Annotated in this window: 15 protein-coding genes; 10 read left to right on the top strand and 5 right to left on the bottom strand. The window is 70.5% G+C overall.

Annotated elements, in window-relative coordinates; translation table 11 throughout:
- The first annotated feature begins 383 nt into the window (after positions 1-383).
- Positions 384-827, top strand: coding sequence for a hypothetical protein (locus ACFVU3_RS21170; protein ID WP_390068236.1), 444 nt, complete (start codon positions 384-386; stop codon positions 825-827).
- A gap of 16 nt (positions 828-843) precedes the next feature.
- Here ACFVU3_RS21170 and ACFVU3_RS21165 read toward each other — a convergent pair whose 3' ends face one another.
- From ACFVU3_RS21165 to ACFVU3_RS21150, 4 genes are all read right to left on the bottom strand, one after another.
- On the bottom strand, positions 844-1,356 hold the full coding sequence (locus ACFVU3_RS21165) for a hypothetical protein (protein WP_390068234.1): 513 nt from the start codon (positions 1,354-1,356) through the stop codon (positions 844-846).
- Positions 1,353-2,288, bottom strand: a complete 936-nt coding sequence (locus ACFVU3_RS21160; RefSeq protein ID WP_390068232.1) for a class I SAM-dependent methyltransferase — start codon at positions 2,286-2,288, stop codon at positions 1,353-1,355. Before ACFVU3_RS21160 ends, ACFVU3_RS21165 begins: the two co-directional genes overlap by 4 nt.
- Positions 2,289-2,352: 64 nt before the next feature.
- Positions 2,353-3,228, bottom strand: coding sequence for a hypothetical protein (locus tag ACFVU3_RS21155; RefSeq protein WP_390068231.1), 876 nt, complete (start codon positions 3,226-3,228; stop codon positions 2,353-2,355).
- Positions 3,229-3,389: 161 nt separating this feature from the next.
- The gene (locus tag ACFVU3_RS21150) at positions 3,390-4,301 is read right to left on the bottom strand and encodes a DMT family transporter (protein ID WP_390068229.1); all 912 of its coding nucleotides are present in this window, start codon (positions 4,299-4,301) and stop codon (positions 3,390-3,392) included.
- A gap of 72 nt (positions 4,302-4,373) precedes the next feature.
- Here ACFVU3_RS21150 and ACFVU3_RS21145 point away from each other — a divergent pair, with 72 nt between their 5' ends.
- The 5 genes from ACFVU3_RS21145 to ACFVU3_RS21125 all read left to right on the top strand — a co-directional run bounded on the left by ACFVU3_RS21145 (position 4,374) and on the right by ACFVU3_RS21125 (position 10,465).
- The gene (locus ACFVU3_RS21145; RefSeq protein ID WP_390068227.1) at positions 4,374-5,297 is read left to right on the top strand and encodes a LysR family transcriptional regulator; all 924 of its coding nucleotides are present in this window, start codon (positions 4,374-4,376) and stop codon (positions 5,295-5,297) included.
- Positions 5,298-5,555: 258 nt separating this feature from the next.
- Positions 5,556-6,191: a TetR/AcrR family transcriptional regulator gene (locus tag ACFVU3_RS21140; protein ID WP_390068226.1), complete on the top strand. Its 636-nt coding sequence runs from the start codon at positions 5,556-5,558 to the stop codon at positions 6,189-6,191.
- A gap of 76 nt (positions 6,192-6,267) precedes the next feature.
- A complete protein-coding gene (locus ACFVU3_RS21135; protein ID WP_390068224.1) occupies positions 6,268-6,756 on the top strand; it encodes a hypothetical protein in 489 nt (162 codons plus the stop codon).
- A gap of 1,032 nt (positions 6,757-7,788) precedes the next feature.
- Positions 7,789-9,084, top strand: coding sequence for a flavin monoamine oxidase family protein (locus tag ACFVU3_RS21130; RefSeq protein ID WP_390068222.1), 1,296 nt, complete (start codon positions 7,789-7,791; stop codon positions 9,082-9,084).
- Between the two features lie 346 nt (positions 9,085-9,430).
- Positions 9,431-10,465, top strand: coding sequence for a hypothetical protein (locus ACFVU3_RS21125; RefSeq protein ID WP_390068220.1), 1,035 nt, complete (start codon positions 9,431-9,433; stop codon positions 10,463-10,465).
- Between the two features lie 37 nt (positions 10,466-10,502).
- On the opposite strand, the gene ACFVU3_RS21120 is transcribed toward ACFVU3_RS21125, so the two are convergent.
- Positions 10,503-10,886, bottom strand: coding sequence for a Zn-ribbon domain-containing OB-fold protein (locus tag ACFVU3_RS21120; RefSeq protein ID WP_390068219.1), 384 nt, complete (start codon positions 10,884-10,886; stop codon positions 10,503-10,505).
- 294 nt (positions 10,887-11,180) lie between these two features.
- On the opposite strand from ACFVU3_RS21120, the gene ACFVU3_RS21115 reads away from it, so the two are divergent.
- The 4 genes from ACFVU3_RS21115 to ACFVU3_RS21100 all read left to right on the top strand — a co-directional run bounded on the left by ACFVU3_RS21115 (position 11,181) and on the right by ACFVU3_RS21100 (position 15,608).
- Positions 11,181-11,852: a TetR/AcrR family transcriptional regulator gene (locus ACFVU3_RS21115; RefSeq protein WP_390068218.1), complete on the top strand. Its 672-nt coding sequence runs from the start codon at positions 11,181-11,183 to the stop codon at positions 11,850-11,852.
- Positions 11,853-12,172: 320 nt separating this feature from the next.
- Positions 12,173-13,423, top strand: coding sequence for an acyl-CoA dehydrogenase family protein (locus ACFVU3_RS21110; RefSeq protein ID WP_390068216.1), 1,251 nt, complete (start codon positions 12,173-12,175; stop codon positions 13,421-13,423).
- A 230-nt stretch (positions 13,424-13,653) separates the two neighbouring features.
- Positions 13,654-14,022, top strand: coding sequence for a hypothetical protein (locus ACFVU3_RS21105; RefSeq protein ID WP_390068214.1), 369 nt, complete (start codon positions 13,654-13,656; stop codon positions 14,020-14,022).
- Positions 14,019-15,608, top strand: a complete 1,590-nt coding sequence (locus ACFVU3_RS21100) for a transporter (protein ID WP_390068212.1) — start codon at positions 14,019-14,021, stop codon at positions 15,606-15,608. The genes ACFVU3_RS21105 and ACFVU3_RS21100 overlap by 4 nt, the downstream gene beginning before the upstream one ends.
- The last annotated feature ends 83 nt before the right edge of the window (positions 15,609-15,691 follow it).

Here is a 15,691-nt window from a genome sequence, read left to right as displayed (position 1 = left end):
CAGCCGCCCACGGGGGACGACAGGGCCTCGCTCGGCCGGTCTTTCAGCGCCCGGGCAGGCGGCCTCCGCTGCTCATCGATCCACCCCTGTCCGTGGTTCAGGACATCTGAGAGCGCGACTGCGGATCCCTGTTCGGGAGAAGGCCGGTGCCCCTACCCTCGTAGCACGTGTGGGCGCACGGGGGAGGGTGGGGCATGCGGGCTTCGGAGTTGGCGACGGCGGCCGTCAGGCTGCTCACAGATGAATCACCCGTTCGAGCCGAACAGCGGGCGGCCGTCAGGGAACTTGTCTGGGGGCGGCTGGGCCGGAGCACGTTGGGCGCCTCCGCGTTGTCACGGTTCCATGAGCAGCCCGGCGAGGGCTCAGCGGCGATCGTCGCCTCCGTGCTGGCCGACGAACTGCGCGCGGACCAGGACTTCCTCGGGCTCATGACCAAAGTCCTGCGCCTCCCTCCCGCACCGCCGGTTCAGGCACCGGCTGCCGACGGAGCCGCTCAAGGCCCGGTGGCGCCGCCACCCGTGCCACCCCCGCCGAGCGTGGCACCCGCCGCAGGCCGCCCCGATCCGGCTGACGTGCGGAAGGTGTGGCTTCTCGGGCTCCCGCAGGCGCTCTTGGCCTACGTCGTCCTCAGCGTGGTGGCGGCGAACGGGGCGGGCACATTCCCGCAGGCCGTCATTCTGCTGGTCTCCTCCGGCCTGGCCGCCTTCGGCGTCTGGAGCGGAGTACGGCTCCTGCGGCGACGCGTACGCGGGCACTTGCTCGAAGCCGGGATCGTGCTCGGCGTGCTCGTGCTGGCCAGGCTCGTCCTGTGGCTGGTGCGGCTCTGACCCTCGCCGCCGGCGTTCACCGCACGTGCTGGTACCAGCGTCGGTGAACGGCGGGTTCCACGCACAGCACGGCGGCTCCGGCGATCGTGCCGACGAGAAGGGACAGGGGCCCGCCGCCGTTGACGAGTGCGCCGAGGCAGGCCGCGGCGAGAGCGAGCGGGCGCAGCAGGGTCAGGGGGCCGAGGCCGACGACCATGGCGAGGGTGCCCGCCCGGAAGGGCAGGACGAAGTACGCGGCGAGCGAGACCATCACGACGGCGGCGTAGAGGACGAGCGGGAGCAGATAGCCGAGACCGCCGGCGGTCAGCGTGTCGAAGGTCCTGGCCCGATCCGACGCGGTCAGGAGAGCGGCGGCGGCGGTCAGCGCGGGGGCGAGCAGCAGCACGGCCCCGACGGCCAGCCCGCGTAGGGCCGCTCGTGCTGCGGCCCGGTGCTTGCGGATGCGGGCGTCACGGCCGGCATAGGCGCGGAATCCGCTGAACGAAGCGTCCACCAGGCCGAGGAGCGCGAGCAGGATCGCGGGCGTCATCCGGAGCCCTCGGCGAGGTGCTCCGGGCCGACGAGCCGGCGCGCGGCCCGTCCCATGGCCCGGCGGAGCGGCGCCTCCAGGTGCGGGCGCACTCCGATGACCGGCCGCACCGTGGTGCAGAACGGGTTCGCCAAGCCGCGCGGCTCGTACAGCAGCGGCCGGATGCCGGGTGCGGCGGCGGCGTGCAGCAAGGTCTCGTCGCTGTGTGCGCGCAGCGCGGAGACGACGCCGTCGTGGCGGCCGAGCGGGTGGCGCATCCGGGCGTGGTGGAACATCCGCGCGCCGATCGGGGCCAGACGGGACGCGGCGATGTCGAAGTGGCAGAAGGCGAGCGCGGGTGAGGCGGCCTGGGCCTGGAAGAACTCGGCCAGGGCTGGGCCACGGAAGTGGTGCAGCACGCCGGTGGAGACGTAGACGGTGGCTGCCTCCGGCAGGTCGAAGGCGTTTCCGTGGACGAAGCGGCAGCCGAGCCCCTCCGCGCGGGCCAGCCGTTCCGCCTCGCCGACCAGTGCCGCGTCGAGGTCGACCCCGACCAGCTCGACGTCCGCTCGCAGGGCGTCGGTAGCCGCCAGCCGGCGGACCAGGTAGCCCAGGCCGCAGCCGACGTCGACCAGGCGGTACGGGCCGGGCCGCGCGCTGGTCGACCGGATCGCGGTGAAGAGCGGGCCGAGCAGGTGGACCAGGCGCTCGCCGATCCGTAGCTCCTCGCTCAGACGCTGGAGCTCGGTGTGCACGCTGATGAGCAGGCGGTCCACGGCGTGCGGGTCGAGTACGCCGTCCTGGTCCACGGGCAGTTCGGCGACGATCCGGGCCCCGCGCTCGTCTCCGCTCTCCAGGAGCCGCTGGATCACCTCCGCGCGCCGGACCGGGAGCCGGCGGCCGCTGAGTGGTTCCCTCGCCGTGATCAGGTCGGATATCTCAAGCTGGTGCACGAGGCAGCACCCTACGGCTCCCCTGCCCGACGCGGAGCGCCGGCTGCCCCGCCCGTGGAGTGGCTCAGGGGCGTGGGGGCGCCAGCCACCGTTCCGCGCGGCGCTGCTTGTCGGCGTCGGGGGAGCGGCGCGCGTGCGCCAGCAGTCGCTCGCGCAGTGCTTCGGGCAGGCCGGCGACGTCCCGCTTCTGGCGTGGGCGGGTCTTCCAGCCCACCAGATGCCGCACGGCCCCGGCGTCGTGCCGCTCGTCGGCCCGCGGGTCGTCCAGGGCCGCGAGCAGGTCGGCGAGCGGTACTCTGCCGAGCAGCTCGCCAGGCACGCCCTCGTGCACGGGGTGGCCGGAGCAGCGCCCGCTGCCGGATCCGTACCAGTGGAGCAGGGCCAGTGCCCGTTCCACCGGGTCGGGGCACATGAGCTGCAGCCGGTCCGTGAGTTCCGCGAGCAATGCGGGGGAGGGACTGCCACCGGTACGGGACAGGCCGAGGATCCGGTCGGCCGTCCCTTCCAGTCCGGCGGGCATCGCGGCCAGCCAGGTGCGCTGCTCCTCGGCCCCTTCCTTTGCCCGTACCCGGTCGGCCTCGAACTGCCGCAGGGGGCCGGACATGCCGTGCCCGGCCAGCCACGCCAGGAGCAGGTGGCCGTCGGTGAGCACCGCGTCGGTCTCCCACCGCCCCCACCTCAACGTCGTCCCGTGGTGCAGGACGACGACGGCCGGCTGCTCACCGGACCGGTCGAACAGCTCGAAGCGGACGTCCCCGAGGCACATGCACAGGAACCCGGACAGCGATCCCACGGTCATGGCCGTTCTGAACTGCGCCGACTCCTCCGGATCGGAGAGGTCCACCCGGATGTCCCCGTCCGCCGGGGACCCGCCCACCGGGCTCACGCGGACCTCGCGCGTCCGCTCCAGCACGCCGTCCAGCGCGGCCGTTCCGTCCATGGACCGATCCCTCCCTCCGCCGGGGCCCCAGGTGCCCAGCGCGTCCCGATCCCACCGCACCTCCCGACCGCCTCGCAACCCGGTTCCCCGCGACCGAGCTCCAGCTCGCGCGCCGACGAGCGGACCCCTCCAGGGAGGCTGGATGCTCGTCGGCCGGGTTCTCATCGCCGACCACGGCGCGCCCCTGTCGGAAGCCGTCGGGAGCCGTCGGTGCGGGCGCGGGCCCCCTGGTGGAGCAGGACGACACCCGCGAGGGTGACGACGCCGCCCAGCAGTTCGGCCGGCCCCGGCGTCTCGCCGAGCCAGAGGAAGGAGATGACGAGCGTGACGGGCGGGACCAGGTAGAGCGCCGCCGTGGCCATGGTGACGGAGAGCCGCGCCACGGCGTAGCCCCAGACGACGAAGCCCGCGGCGGACGGGAACAGGCCGAGGAGAACCGCCGCGAGGGTGGACTCGGCAGGGGCCGACAGGGCCGCGTGGAGGGTCGCGGGCGCGAGAGGGACGAGGAGCGCGGTACCGGCCCACATCGCGTACGCGGCGACTTCGAGGCCGGTGTGGCGGGAGAGCAGGGGCTTGATCGCGAAGTGGTGAAGGGCCTGGGCCACCGCCGCCGCGAGCACCGCCCAGGCAGCGCCGGTGTAGCCGGTCTCACCGCCGGCGACGGCGATGAGCGCCGCTCCGGCGAGGGCGACGAGGGACCCGGCGATCCGGACGGGGACGAGGCGCTCACCGAGAAACGCCGCGGCCAGAAGAGCGCTGATGGCGGGGACGACCGCGACGATCAGGGCGGCGGTGCCCGCGGGGACGTGCAGCTCGCCCCAGTTGAGCAGGAGCTGGTATCCGCTCATGCCGGCCGCGCCGACGACCAGGATGCGCGGCAGGTCACGCGCGGCGGGCCGGCGCACCTTCGCGACCCGAGCCACGGCCACGAGGGCGAGCGAGGCCGCGGCCAGCCGAAGGAACGACAGCTCGGCGGGTCCGTAGCCGCGCAGGGCGACGCGGATCGCGGGGAAGGCCGAGGCCCACAGCAGCACGGTCGTGGTCAGGGCGAGGAAGGTCTTGTCGTATCTCACCCATCCGACCCTGCCGCCCTGGATCGATAAGTTCCAGTTACTCTTTCTTCCCCATAGAGGTAGGAGCGCTTTGTGTTGGATGTGCGTCGACTCCGTCTGCTGGCCGAGTTCGCCGAGCGGGGCACCGTGGCCGCCACCGCCCAGGCGCTGCACCTCACGGGCCCGGCCGTATCCCAGCAGCTGGCGGCGCTGGAGAAGGAAGCCGGAGTGCGCCTGCTGGAGAAGAACGGCCGCACACTCCGGCTGACCGCCGCGGGGCAGCGCCTCGTCGACCACGCGCGCGTCGTCCTGGGCGCCCTCGCCGCCGCCGAAGCCGACCTGGCATCCGTACGCCAGGGAGCACGGGAAACGGTCAGGATCGCGGCCTTCCCCTCGGCCGCGCGCACCCTGATCGCCGGCCTCTGGCCCGACCCCGGTGCCGCGCCGGCCGACGTACCGCTCCTGCACCTCACCGAGGCCGAGCCGGACGCCGCCGAGACGGCCCTGCGCCGCCACCAGGCCGATATCGCCCTGACCCACTCCTACAGCCTGCTTCCCCGCCCCCTCCCGCCAGGCTGCGAACAGCTCCGGCTCCTTGACGAACACGTCCTCCTCGTCCTGCACCCGGCGGACGCCGCCCGCCACGGACTCACCCCCGGCTCCGCGGCGGACCTGAGCCGTTTCGCCGACTCTCCCTGGCTGCTGCCCGGCCCGGAAACCGCCTGCCACGAGATGACCCAACGCGCCTGCGGAGCCGCGGGGTTCGTGCCCCGCCCCGTCGCCGTGGCCGGCGACTTCGCCGTCCTGACCGCACTCGCCGCGAAGCGGGCCGGTGTGGCGCTCGTTCCCCGGATGGCCCTGCCGGACCTTTCACCGGACGTCAGCGTCCACCCCCTGAGCACCCCCGTCCACCGCACCGTCCAGGCCGTGTACCCGGCCGGAACCGGACAGCACCCCGACATCCGCGCCGTCCTCGACCGCCTCGCCGAGATCGCCGCCGCACCAGGCAAGCCCTGACTCGATCGAGAACCACACGTCTCCCGCCTGTCTCCGAGGGCGGAGTGATCGCGCGACGTGCCGCCGTGAGGCCCTCGTGCGACCGGCCGGTCCGAGCATGGGTCCCGGCTGCGGTCCGCCGGCGGCCGGCGGGCCGACGCCGTCATGACGGGAAGCGGTGCCCGGCCTGGGCCCGTACGAGCTACCGCAGGAGCGCTGGACTGTCGATGGTGAATACCTCCGCTTGACGCTACCGAACGCGTTCGGTAGCGTCCGGCTATGACGCGTGGGATGGAAGTCGATAAGGATTCTTCGCAAGGTTCGCGACGGCGCCGGAAGGCCGAGGAGAGCCGGGAGGTGATCCTTCGGGCTGCCCGGGATCTCTTCGCTTCGGAAGGATACGCGGGCGTCTCGATGCGCAAGGTCGCAGAACGGGCCGGATGCGCTCCCGCGACCATCTACTCCTTCTTCCCCGGCAAGCGCCAGCTGCTTCACCAGATCTGGGAGGACGTTTTTGAAGAGCTCACCGGCGATTTGAAGTCCAGCTATGCGAAGGATGCAGACCTGGAGAAGCTGTGCCTTGTGTACCTCGATTTCTGGCTGGACCGGCCCTCCGATTTCCGGGCGATCTTCCTGACGGAAGACCATCTTCAGGTCCCGGGGGAAGGGTATTTCGTCGATAATTCACCGACCATGTCCGGTTTGGATATCTTTTGTGTCGCCTTGAGTGAGGCGCAGGAAAGAGGGGATATCGAACCCGGTGATCCTCTGGAGATGAGGAGCGTCCTGCTGTGCTCCATGCACGGTGTGGCCCTCGGTCTCATCACCATCCCCGAATACAGCTGGGGCGACGTGACTCGCCTCAAGGGCAACACCGTGCGTGCACTCGTACGCGGAATGCGCAGCGACGGCTGAGGCGAGTCCGCAGCAGGTTTGACCTGCGGGTATGACATGTGCGGTGCCGTGTGCAACAGAGAGGTGGAAGAGTTAGATGTATTCCGCGGAATTCAGCAAGGGGTTCGACTATGAACTCCAGAACCGCCAGTTCGCCCTCATTTCCATGTCGGGCGTGGCGAGGCGCCTCGGTCGCGACCCTCAGGTCGCCTTCTGGGGAGGCTACAGTGAACTCGAACGATTCAACGTCCCCCGTTACGAGCAGGCCGCTCGCAAGTGGGGCATGAACACGGAGCCGACCGCCTGGACAAAGGCCAGGGGCTCGCTGGTCGGTGCCACGCCGAAATTCATGCTCCGCTCGCTCCTGAAATTCGCCTACCCGAGGACCGTGAAGTACTTGGACGACCTCCGCCGGGTGCGGGGAGCGGGTCCTGGCGACGGAAGGAAATTCCTCGATTACATGATCGATCAGGAAGTCGTCCAGATCGAGATGATGCGGCTCGCGTTGAACCAGCGATTCTCGGAGATCGCTCCTGAGCTCGAATCATTCTTTCGGAGGTACGAGAACGAGGACCTCTTCTCCTGATTGGTGAGGGCCCGATTCCCATCGTCCTGGTGGATCGGGCCACCAGTCTTCGGGGGTGACGCGTCCCCGACGTTATCTCTTTCATCGGCGGATTGCCCTGTCGGCGCCGGTCAGATGTTCACCGCAGGGTTCTTGCGTCCGCGGAACGGCTCCCACGCGAAGCTCGTGACGCGCGGGCGAGCCGACAGGCTCGACACGTCGGATCAACCGCGTCGGCGAGAGACCGTCCAGGACGTTGTGCAAACCCTGTCTCGACAGGCGCGCGTCGCTGGGATCCATGCCGATCCTGGACGCCCGGTCTGTAGCCGGGCAGTGCGGCCGGCCCTGAAGTGCGGTCAGCGCGGCACGGTGCTGGGCCGTGTTGAGCATCCCCTTGCGCTGGAGCGGATCGCCTGCGGCCGGTCCGCGTTCGTGTCGGGTGGCGGGCCGACGTCCGCCCCGGCCGACGTCGCTCTCCGTCCGGCACGCACGGCGCACGCTGTACCGGCTCGGTCCGGATGACCTGGACGTCCTGGACCGGCGCTGCGACGTCCGCCTCCATAAGGTTGCCGTGGAGCTCGCCGTGCGCGAACGCCCGGCCCCTGCTCGGGCGGACGGGATTCCTCTGCTCAGGGCGGCGGTTCTGGCCCGTATCCGGACCGATCCTGCTCCATGCGTTCACCCCCGATCTCGGCAGCGCCACATCTTCCGGCGCTACTGATACCTGCTCAGCCCTTATGACGCCCCATCACGGTCAAGGGCGACTTCGGCCCGCCTGGCGCGCACGCCCCAAGGAGCGGCGGAGCCTGCTATCCACACGGCGGCTGCCTGTGGAGGAACCGATCCTTGCCGGCCTGTGGGTCAGGCGTGGAGATGCCCATGGCACCCGCGTGGGCGGGTTGAAGCGGACATGCGAAGTCCGTTGCTCCGTCGGCCTGTTCGGTCGCCGACTTGAAGGAGAGGCCCGCTCGGAGCCGCCCCGTCTCGGGTGCAGATGACGCATCGTCTGTGCAACACTAGTTACACAACACCTGTTGCAGAAAAGGGGCGGTCATGAGTGACGTCGATGTGGATGTCGTCGTAGTCGGTGCGGGGTATGCGGGGCTGATCGCGGCCCGCGCTCTTCTGAACAGTGGGCTCACGGTCCAGGTCCTCGAGGCGGCCGACCGTGTGGGTGGCAGGGCGATGACGGTGTCCTCGGCCGCCGGTACGGCAGTGGACCTGGGGGGCCAGTGGATCGGTCGTGACCATGTGAAGATGCGGGCCCTGGCCGATGAGTACGGTGTGTCGCTGTTCCCCACGCACACCGACGGCAAGACCCTCATCCGCTACCGGGGGCGCGATGTGTCGTTGCTCTCGGCGACCGGCGTCGCCGTGGGTGCGGCCTTCATCAGGCTCGCGGCGGCCGAGAGGTTCGGACTGGGAGCGCGTGATGACCAGACCCTCGCCATGTGGCTCGCGAAGGTCGGCCCCCGGCGGGCGCGTCGTCTTCTGGAGGTGACACTGGGGGAGGTCACCGCCACCGACCCGGAGTCGGTCTCCGTTCGGGCCGTCGCGGAGGGGATCCGGGGTGCGGGAGGTCTGCGCGAGATGTTCGGAGTCGAAGGCGGGGCGCAGGACGCTCTGCTGACGGGTGGCGCCGGCGGACTCGCGGAGTCGATCGCCATCGACCTCGGGGCGGCGATCCAGCTGAACCAGCCGGTGACCGGAATCGCCCGCGACGGAGGCGGTGTGACCGTCAGCACGCCGTACGGCGCTACGCGTGCCCGCAGGGTCGTCGTGACGACCGCTCCTCCAGTGGCGAAGGCGATCGCGCACAGGCCCGCACTCCCGGAGGCGCGGGAACTCGTTCAGCGGGACACGTTCATGGGCACCGTCTACAAGGCGGTCGTCGTCTATGACTCCCCCTTCTGGCGGGCCGACGGCTACAGCGGCGAGCTCTTCGCTCTCGACGGCCCGGTTCCTTCTGCCTTCGACGTCTCGCCGCCCGGAGGCCGGGGCCACCTGTGTGTCCTGGTGCCCGGCCAGGGCGCCCGCGACCTGGACGGCCTGAGCGAGGACGTACGCCGTTCCGCGATCCTGGCCGAGCTTGCCCGGCACTTCGGTGAGCTCGCCCGTCATCCGCTGAGCTTCCACGAGAAGTCCTGGCATCGGGACGAGTTCGTACAGGGCGGCTACATGGCGTGGCCGCGCCCCGGCTCCCTCGAGGGTGTGAGGACGGCCGGTGCGGAGCCGGTGGGGCGCGTGCACTGGGCCGGCACGGAAACCTCGTCGCGCTACGGCGGTTACTTCGAAGGCGCGGTGCTCTCGGGCGAACGAGTCGCCGACGAGGTCCTCGCGGCGCTGTGAGCGGCTGAAACCGCGAGGGCGCATTCGACCGGACGAGGCAGGGGTGTGGTGTGCGGGGCGCCACACCCCCGCCGTACGTTCTCCCCGACGTAAAATGAAACACGCGTTGTAAAATAAGGGCGTGGCCTCCGAGCGGCATGCAGGCCGGGTGAGATCACGCCACACCCGGTGAGGAGCCGGAGACTCGCGAACCCGAGTCGGAAGCACGTCGGCTCACGTCATCCCGCTGACGCCTCGAAGACCGGCCCGCCACGCGGCCGCGGTGGCTCGTGCGGGCCACGCGACAGTCAGAGCAAGACCCCTCGGGACGCGGTGACCTCACAAGGGCCGGAGATGGGAGATCGACATGGGCACACGGAATCGTGGTGCGGCGACGGGAAACAGCGACGTGGGCGCCGGCCGCGGAGTCGTCTTCATCGGCCCGTCGGACCCTGCGTGCCGGTCGGCCGTGGAACAGTTCGCCCGCGGGACGGAAGGCCGGAGCGTCACCTTGTGCGACAGCCGCCCGGACCTCGTCGAACCCTGGGCCCGGGCCCTGGGGGAGCATGTCTCCGTCAGTGCCCTGGACCCCGGCGACCACCACGCCCTGTGCGCCGCCGTGGAAGCTGCCGCGCTCGTCGTCCTCGGCGCGCCCCCCTGCCCCCGGGTGACCGCCGCCGTTCGCGCAGCCTGCATCGACATGAAGGTGCCCTACCTCGATCTCCACGGCGACGTCGAGAGCACCAGGTCGGCCCTGGCCACCCTCGCGCGACGGGCCGAGGAGGCAGGCGTTCCCCTGTTCATCGGCTGTGGAGCCTTTCCGGGCATGAACAACGTGCTGGTCGTCGACGCCGCGAGAGAACTCGACTCCGTCGAGACCATCGACATGCTCTGGACATCCAGCGAGCAGTCGAGAGCCGACAGGCCCGCAGTCGAGCGCCTGCTGAGCGCAGCCACCGCCGCGCCCGCGCATCACGGTCCCCCATCCGGTCCAGGGGTCGGAGCCCGGGCCGACCTCGGTGGGGGAGACGGTGCGTACACCGAGCAGCGTGCGCATCCAGCCCGCATCACGATGCCCCGACGCTTTCCCGCCGCCGCACGCATCCGTACCGCGGGGCGCCCCGGCTCCGGGCTCCTGGTCCGGGTCGCCGGGACCTACGACGGCGATCCGGCGGTCGTCATCCGCAGAACCCCGGGCGGTGGCGAAGGAGTCACGCCCCTGGGGAATGCCACTGTCCTGGCAGGCACCGCCTGCGCCGCCTTCGTGACGCTGGCGCTCGACCGCGCCGCGCAGTGGAAAGGGGCGCTCGCTCCCGAGGACTGGGCCGACCCCGAAGCCTTCTACACCGCCATGGAGAACGTGGGTGTCCATCCTGCCGACATCGTCGAGACGGTGGTCTAGGACTCCAGCCGATCGGCTTCCGCCGGCGCCGTGGCGCCTACCGGTCCTCGCGGGGCGGACGGTCCAGGGCGAACACGGGCAACCCGTCGGGAGCGATTCTCAGCACGCTCACCGGTGCTCCGTGGGACGCGAGGTCCAATGCCGCGCCTTCGAGGGAGGCGCGCAGCTTGATGCCGTCACCCAGATCCACTACCGCCATCGTCCGGGGGCGGGCCCCCTGCCGTCGTATCGTCACGAAGCCGTGCACCTTGCCCCGGCCTTCACTGCTCACCCATTTCAGGTCCGTGGAGGCGCAGATCGGGCACAGCAGGGATGTGCGCAGCACGGCGGTCGCGCACCAGGCGCACCGTTGGAAGCAGAGTTCGGTGATGGTCTTCGGCGGGCCGATGAACGTCTCGCGTTCGACCGTCCTGAGGTGCATGGATGGTGCTGCCCTTCTCGATCACGGGACAGCGGCCGATGACGGCCTCCGGATGCCCTCCGCATCCGTTCCGGGACGAGAGGGTGCCGCAGTCGGTGCGGCTTCCTCGGGAGGCCGGCGACGAGGAGTCCGCGGCCGCCGCTGACCGATCGGTTCGTCCCTCAGGCCCCTCTGGCGCGGGGGCGTATGGGCGTGTCGGGGTGCCCGTTCCGCGGGTACAGCCCACGCAACTGCTCCTGAACTCGGTCAAGCGTCCGACTTAGCCTAGGTGGGGATCCTCGTGGAACGCAAGAGGTGTGGGAGACTCGACCGACCGAACGAGGAGTGGACCAGGTGGCCTACGTCAGGGCAGCGGAGCGCGAAGAGCAGATCATCGCGGCGGCTATGCGTGTGCTGGGCTCCGTAGGAGTGCCCGCCATGACCCTGCGGGCCGTGGCCGCCGAGGCGGGGATCCCTCTGGGGACGCTGCACTACGTCTTCCCCGCCAAGGACCAACTGCTTCGCGCCGTCATGGCCAAGGTCGTGGAGGACATCTCGCAGGCGCTGCGCTCCGAGGTTGAACTGGACCGAGGCGTGGAGCATGCCTTCAGGCAGGGAATCGCCGGCTTCTGGCGCAGGTTGGTGGAGAGCGGGCTCGGCCTGCAGATCATGCAGTACGAGCTGACGACCTACTCCTTGAGGGCTGAGGGGGCGGCCGACCTGGCCCGCTCGCAGTACGAACGGTACAGCTCCCTCGTCACCGAGTTCTGCGAACAGGCCGCCCAGGCCGCCGGCGAGCGCTGCGCCATCGGGTACGACGCCCTCGGGCGCCTCACCCTGGCCCTGATCGACGGCCTGATCCTCCAGTACGTGGCCAATCCTGACGGTGATCGCGCGCGTCGCGACCTCAGGCATGCGCTCGACATGGTCATCCTGCTCGCGGATCCGCAGCCGGCCGCGCCCAGGCGGGCGGTCCGCCCCCACTGAGGCCCCTCCCCGCCGGGCGTCGGCTCGCGGGCGGGAGTCATGAGCGAAGCGGCTCGTTGCGCCTGAAGGATACGTGCCTCTATCTTAAGTCGGACGTCCGACCGAGTTTCTGGTCATCATGCGCCGCGCGGAGACCCTTGAGCGGCGCCTGCCGGAGACCGTGTCCGACGCGACCGGGGCGGCCCGGCGCCTACCGCTGATCGCGCATCCGCCGGACGGGAACAGCGCCTGCCGCCAGACCCGGTCCTCCTCCTAGTCCCGCTGCAGCCTTCGGCGTTCCGGCCCTGCCGCACGCCTCCGGCCCGGAAGAGAGAACGACCATGAGCGCCTCGACAGACACCCCGACCGGAACGACCGGCGTGGCCCGCCTGTACGACCGGATGTACCACGATCGACTGAGCCCGCAGGAGGTCCTTGCCGTCCGAGAGCGCGTCCGTGTCATGGCGGACGAAGTCGTCGCCCCCGCGGCCCACGCCATCGCCACCGGAGACGAGCGGGTCGAGGGGTTCCCCCGCGCGGTGTTCGACGATCTCGCCCGACGCGGCCTGTTCCGCATCCCGTTCGGCGCCGAGGTCGGTGGCGATGAACTGACACACCCCGCCACGGCGACGGCGGTCGCCGTCGAGGAGATCGCCTACCACTCCAACAGTGTGGCCGCCGTCTTCGACGTCCACTGCATCCTCGCCGGCAACGCGCTCAAGCACGGCACGGACGAGCAGCGGCAGCGGTGGCTGCGCCCTCTGGTCGCCGGCGACATCGTCGGGGCATTCGCGACCAGCGAGCCCGCGGCCTCCAGCGACCTGGCGCCCACCGCCGTGCAGACCCGCGCCGACCGCACCGGCGACGGCTGGATCCTCAACGGCACGAAGCGCTGGATCACCAACTCGCCGGTCGCCGCCTTCATCATCGTCCTGGCGCGCACCGATGAGCGTCTGACCACGTTCATCGTCCCGACCGACACCCCCGGCGTCCGGGTCGGCCTCCCCGACCGCAAGATCGGAAACCGCGGCCAGCTCACCGCGGACGTCACCTTCTCGGACGTGCGTCTCGCCGACAGCGATGTGCTCGGCCAGGTCGGTGAAGGTCTGAAGATCGCCCTGCAGACCCTGACCTACGGCCGCATCGGCATCGGTGCCGCCGGGGTGGGCATGGCGCAGGCCGCCTTCGACCAGATGGCAGCTCACCTGATCAGCCGGCACGCGTTCGGCAAGCCGCTGGGCGCGAACCAGCACTGGCAGTTCGCCATCGCGGAATACGCCACGCAGCTGGAAGCGGCCCGCAGCACCTACCTCAAGGCGGCCCTCCGCATGGACGAGGGCATCGACTTCCCCGAACCGGAGGCCGCCATGGCCAAGCTGCTCGGCACACGCCTCTCGGTCGACATCGCCCGGGACGCCGTGCAGATCTTCGGAGGGATGGGCTTCGTCCAGGAGCGCGGCGCCGACGGGGCAACCTCCGTCGTGTCGACCATCTACCGCGACAGCAAGATCGGCGAGATCTACGAAGGCGCCAACGAGATCCAGAAGTGGGTCATCGCGCGCCGCGTGCTCGGCCGCGACATCACGGGCTGAACCCCGGCGTCCCCCGATGGGCCGGGCGCCCCGATGATCGGCGGCGCCCGGTCCGACCGCACGTCCTTCCGAAGTCCAGCGATGACCACAGAGGGAAGTCCGGCCGCCTGCCCCCACCCCGGCGACCAGGGACGGGCGACGCCCCACGGGCCTCGCCGCGGAGTTCCCCGGACGCCCCGGCGCAGCTGCCGCTTCCCCTGTCTCTCACCTCACCTGCCCCGGAGACACCCGTGCCATCCAGCTTCCCCCCGCTGCCCCCTGTCCGTCCCCGCGCCGAGCAGTACGTCCCCGGCGAACACCGGACGAGCGGAGCAAGCCTCCGCGACCCCGCATCCGCTGTCCGGCGGACCTACCTCCTGGTCAACGCCGTCCCCCTGAGCATCGCGATCGTCTTGTCATGCTCCGCCCAGATCGCCGAAGTCCAGGTCCATGGACGGCTCACGCTGGGCATCACATGGGGCCTCCTCCAGCTCGGCCTGCTCCTCGGTACCACCTGGTGGTACGAGAACCGGGCTACGCGACTGTCGGAGCGTCTCGGAGCCGGTACCGGCCTCGGCGTTCCGCTCCACGCCGACGAGTACCGGCGGTGCACACGGTGAGCGCGAGTATGGTCAACCCCATCGGCTCGCACGCCAGTGGACCCGTGATCACGTCCTTCCTCGTCTTCGTCGGTGTCTGCCTCTTGTGGGTCTTCATGCTGGCGACCCAGGACGATGATCCCGAACGCCTCTACACCGCCGACCGCTCCCTCTCGCCCACGGTCAACGGGTTCGCCGTGGCGGGCGAACAGATATCGGTCGTCAGCCTGTTCGCGACCACCGGCGCCGTCGCCCTCTTCGGCTACGACGGATTCGCCACCGCCATCGACAGCGTCATCGCGCTCGCCGTGCTGCTTCTCCTCGCCCAGCGCATGAGGAAGAGCGGACACTACACACTCGGCGGTCTGTTCGCCCTGCGTGCGGCGGGCCCGGGACCGCGCACCGCCGCGGCTGTGGTGACCCTCGTCATCACCCTGCCCCTGCTGGTGATCCAGCTGCGTGCCGGCGGCATCAGCGCGGCACTGCTGATCGGGCAGGCGTCCTATGAGATCCAGATCGCGTGCACCGTGCTGATGGGCGGTCTTGTGGCCTGCTTCGCCGCGGTGGCGGACCTCAGGGGCACCACCGTTCTCCAGGTCGTCAAGGTCCCCCTCACCCTGCTGGCCCTCGCCGCGGTCATCGTTCTGGCCCTGGAGGAGTTCGACTGGGATCCGGGCGGCCTGCTCGCCGCGGCAGCCGACAACAGCGCCGACCCGCAGGGCTATCTCAGCCCCGGGCTCTGGTCGCACACCGCGGGCCTGGGACCCCTCAGCACCCTCAGCGATCACATCGTCGTGATCCTCGGCACCGCCATGCTGCCCCACCTGATCCTGCGGATCGCCGCCTCAAGAACGGAGCACGCGGCGCGTCGCTCCGTCAGCATCGCCATAGGTCTCACCGGCGCCGTCTTCGTCCTTCTGATCGCCACGGGGTTCGCGGCCGCGGCCGTGGTCGGCGGCCAAGGCATCGCGGCCGTCGACGCCAATGGGCAGGCATCACCGATCCTCCTGGCCGCAGGCGTACTCGAGCGCGGCTCGGGCACCCGCGTCGTACTCATCACCGCCGTGGCATGCGTCGCCTTCATCGCCGTCCTCACCGGCGTCAGCAGCGTGACCTTCGCAGCGGCGGTCTCCTTCGCTCAGGACGTGCTCGCGCCGAGAAGGAAGAACCGCACCGACCTGGGAGAGCTGCGGGCGCTTCGCTCCGCGATCGTCATCCTGTGCGTCCTGTGCCTCTCCCTGTCCGTCGCCGTCCACCGTCATCCCGTGGAGTTCCTCGTCACCTTCTCCCTCAGCGTCGCCGCGTCGTGCGTCTTCCCGGTACTCGTCTACTCCTTGTTCTGGCGAGGGTTCAACGGGCTCGGAGTGCTGTGGTCCGTCTACGGGGGACTGTTCCTCTGCACGGTGCTGATGTTCTTCTCACCCACGGTCTCCGGCACTTCGTACGCGCTGTGGCCCGACGCGGATTTCGACTGGTATCCGTTCCACTCGCCGGGCCTCGTCGCCGTTCCGGTCTCGTTCCTGCTCGGGTGGCTCGGCAGCGCCGTCTCTCCCGCGGGTGCGTCGAACGTTCTCCGGAGCGTCCTCTCCCGCGGCGCCGATCGCTGAGACAGACCGTGCCCGAGCCGGCCTCGGATCACCGTCCGGTTCGGGCACGGTCTTCTGGGGCCGGAACCCCCGTGGGCGAGTGG

Origin of the sequence: Streptomyces sp. NPDC058052 (assembly GCF_042885515.1) — a bacterium.
Taxonomy (GTDB): Bacteria; Actinomycetota; Actinomycetes; order Streptomycetales; family Streptomycetaceae; genus Streptomyces.
Note: the sequence above shows the minus strand (reverse complement) of the source record. Positions and strands in the feature narration are given on the sequence as shown.

Bases quoted from the DNA above. Each gene is read 5' to 3' on its own strand.
- ACFVU3_RS21165 (WP_390068234.1), bottom strand. From the start codon at position 1,356: ATGACGCCCGCGATCCTGCTCGCGCTCCTCGGCCTGGTGGACGCTTCG.
- ACFVU3_RS21155 (WP_390068231.1), bottom strand. From the start codon at position 3,228: ATGGACGGAACGGCCGCGCTGGACGGCGTGCTGGAGCGGACGCGCGAG.
- ACFVU3_RS21140 (WP_390068226.1), top strand. From the start codon at position 5,556: ATGACGCGTGGGATGGAAGTCGATAAGGATTCTTCGCAAGGTTCGCGA.
- ACFVU3_RS21135 (WP_390068224.1), top strand. From the start codon at position 6,268: ATGTATTCCGCGGAATTCAGCAAGGGGTTCGACTATGAACTCCAGAAC.
- ACFVU3_RS21130 (WP_390068222.1), top strand. From the start codon at position 7,789: ATGAGTGACGTCGATGTGGATGTCGTCGTAGTCGGTGCGGGGTATGCG.
- ACFVU3_RS21125 (WP_390068220.1), top strand. From the start codon at position 9,431: ATGGGCACACGGAATCGTGGTGCGGCGACGGGAAACAGCGACGTGGGC.
- ACFVU3_RS21120 (WP_390068219.1), bottom strand. From the start codon at position 10,886: ATGCACCTCAGGACGGTCGAACGCGAGACGTTCATCGGCCCGCCGAAG.
- ACFVU3_RS21110 (WP_390068216.1), top strand. From the start codon at position 12,173: ATGAGCGCCTCGACAGACACCCCGACCGGAACGACCGGCGTGGCCCGC.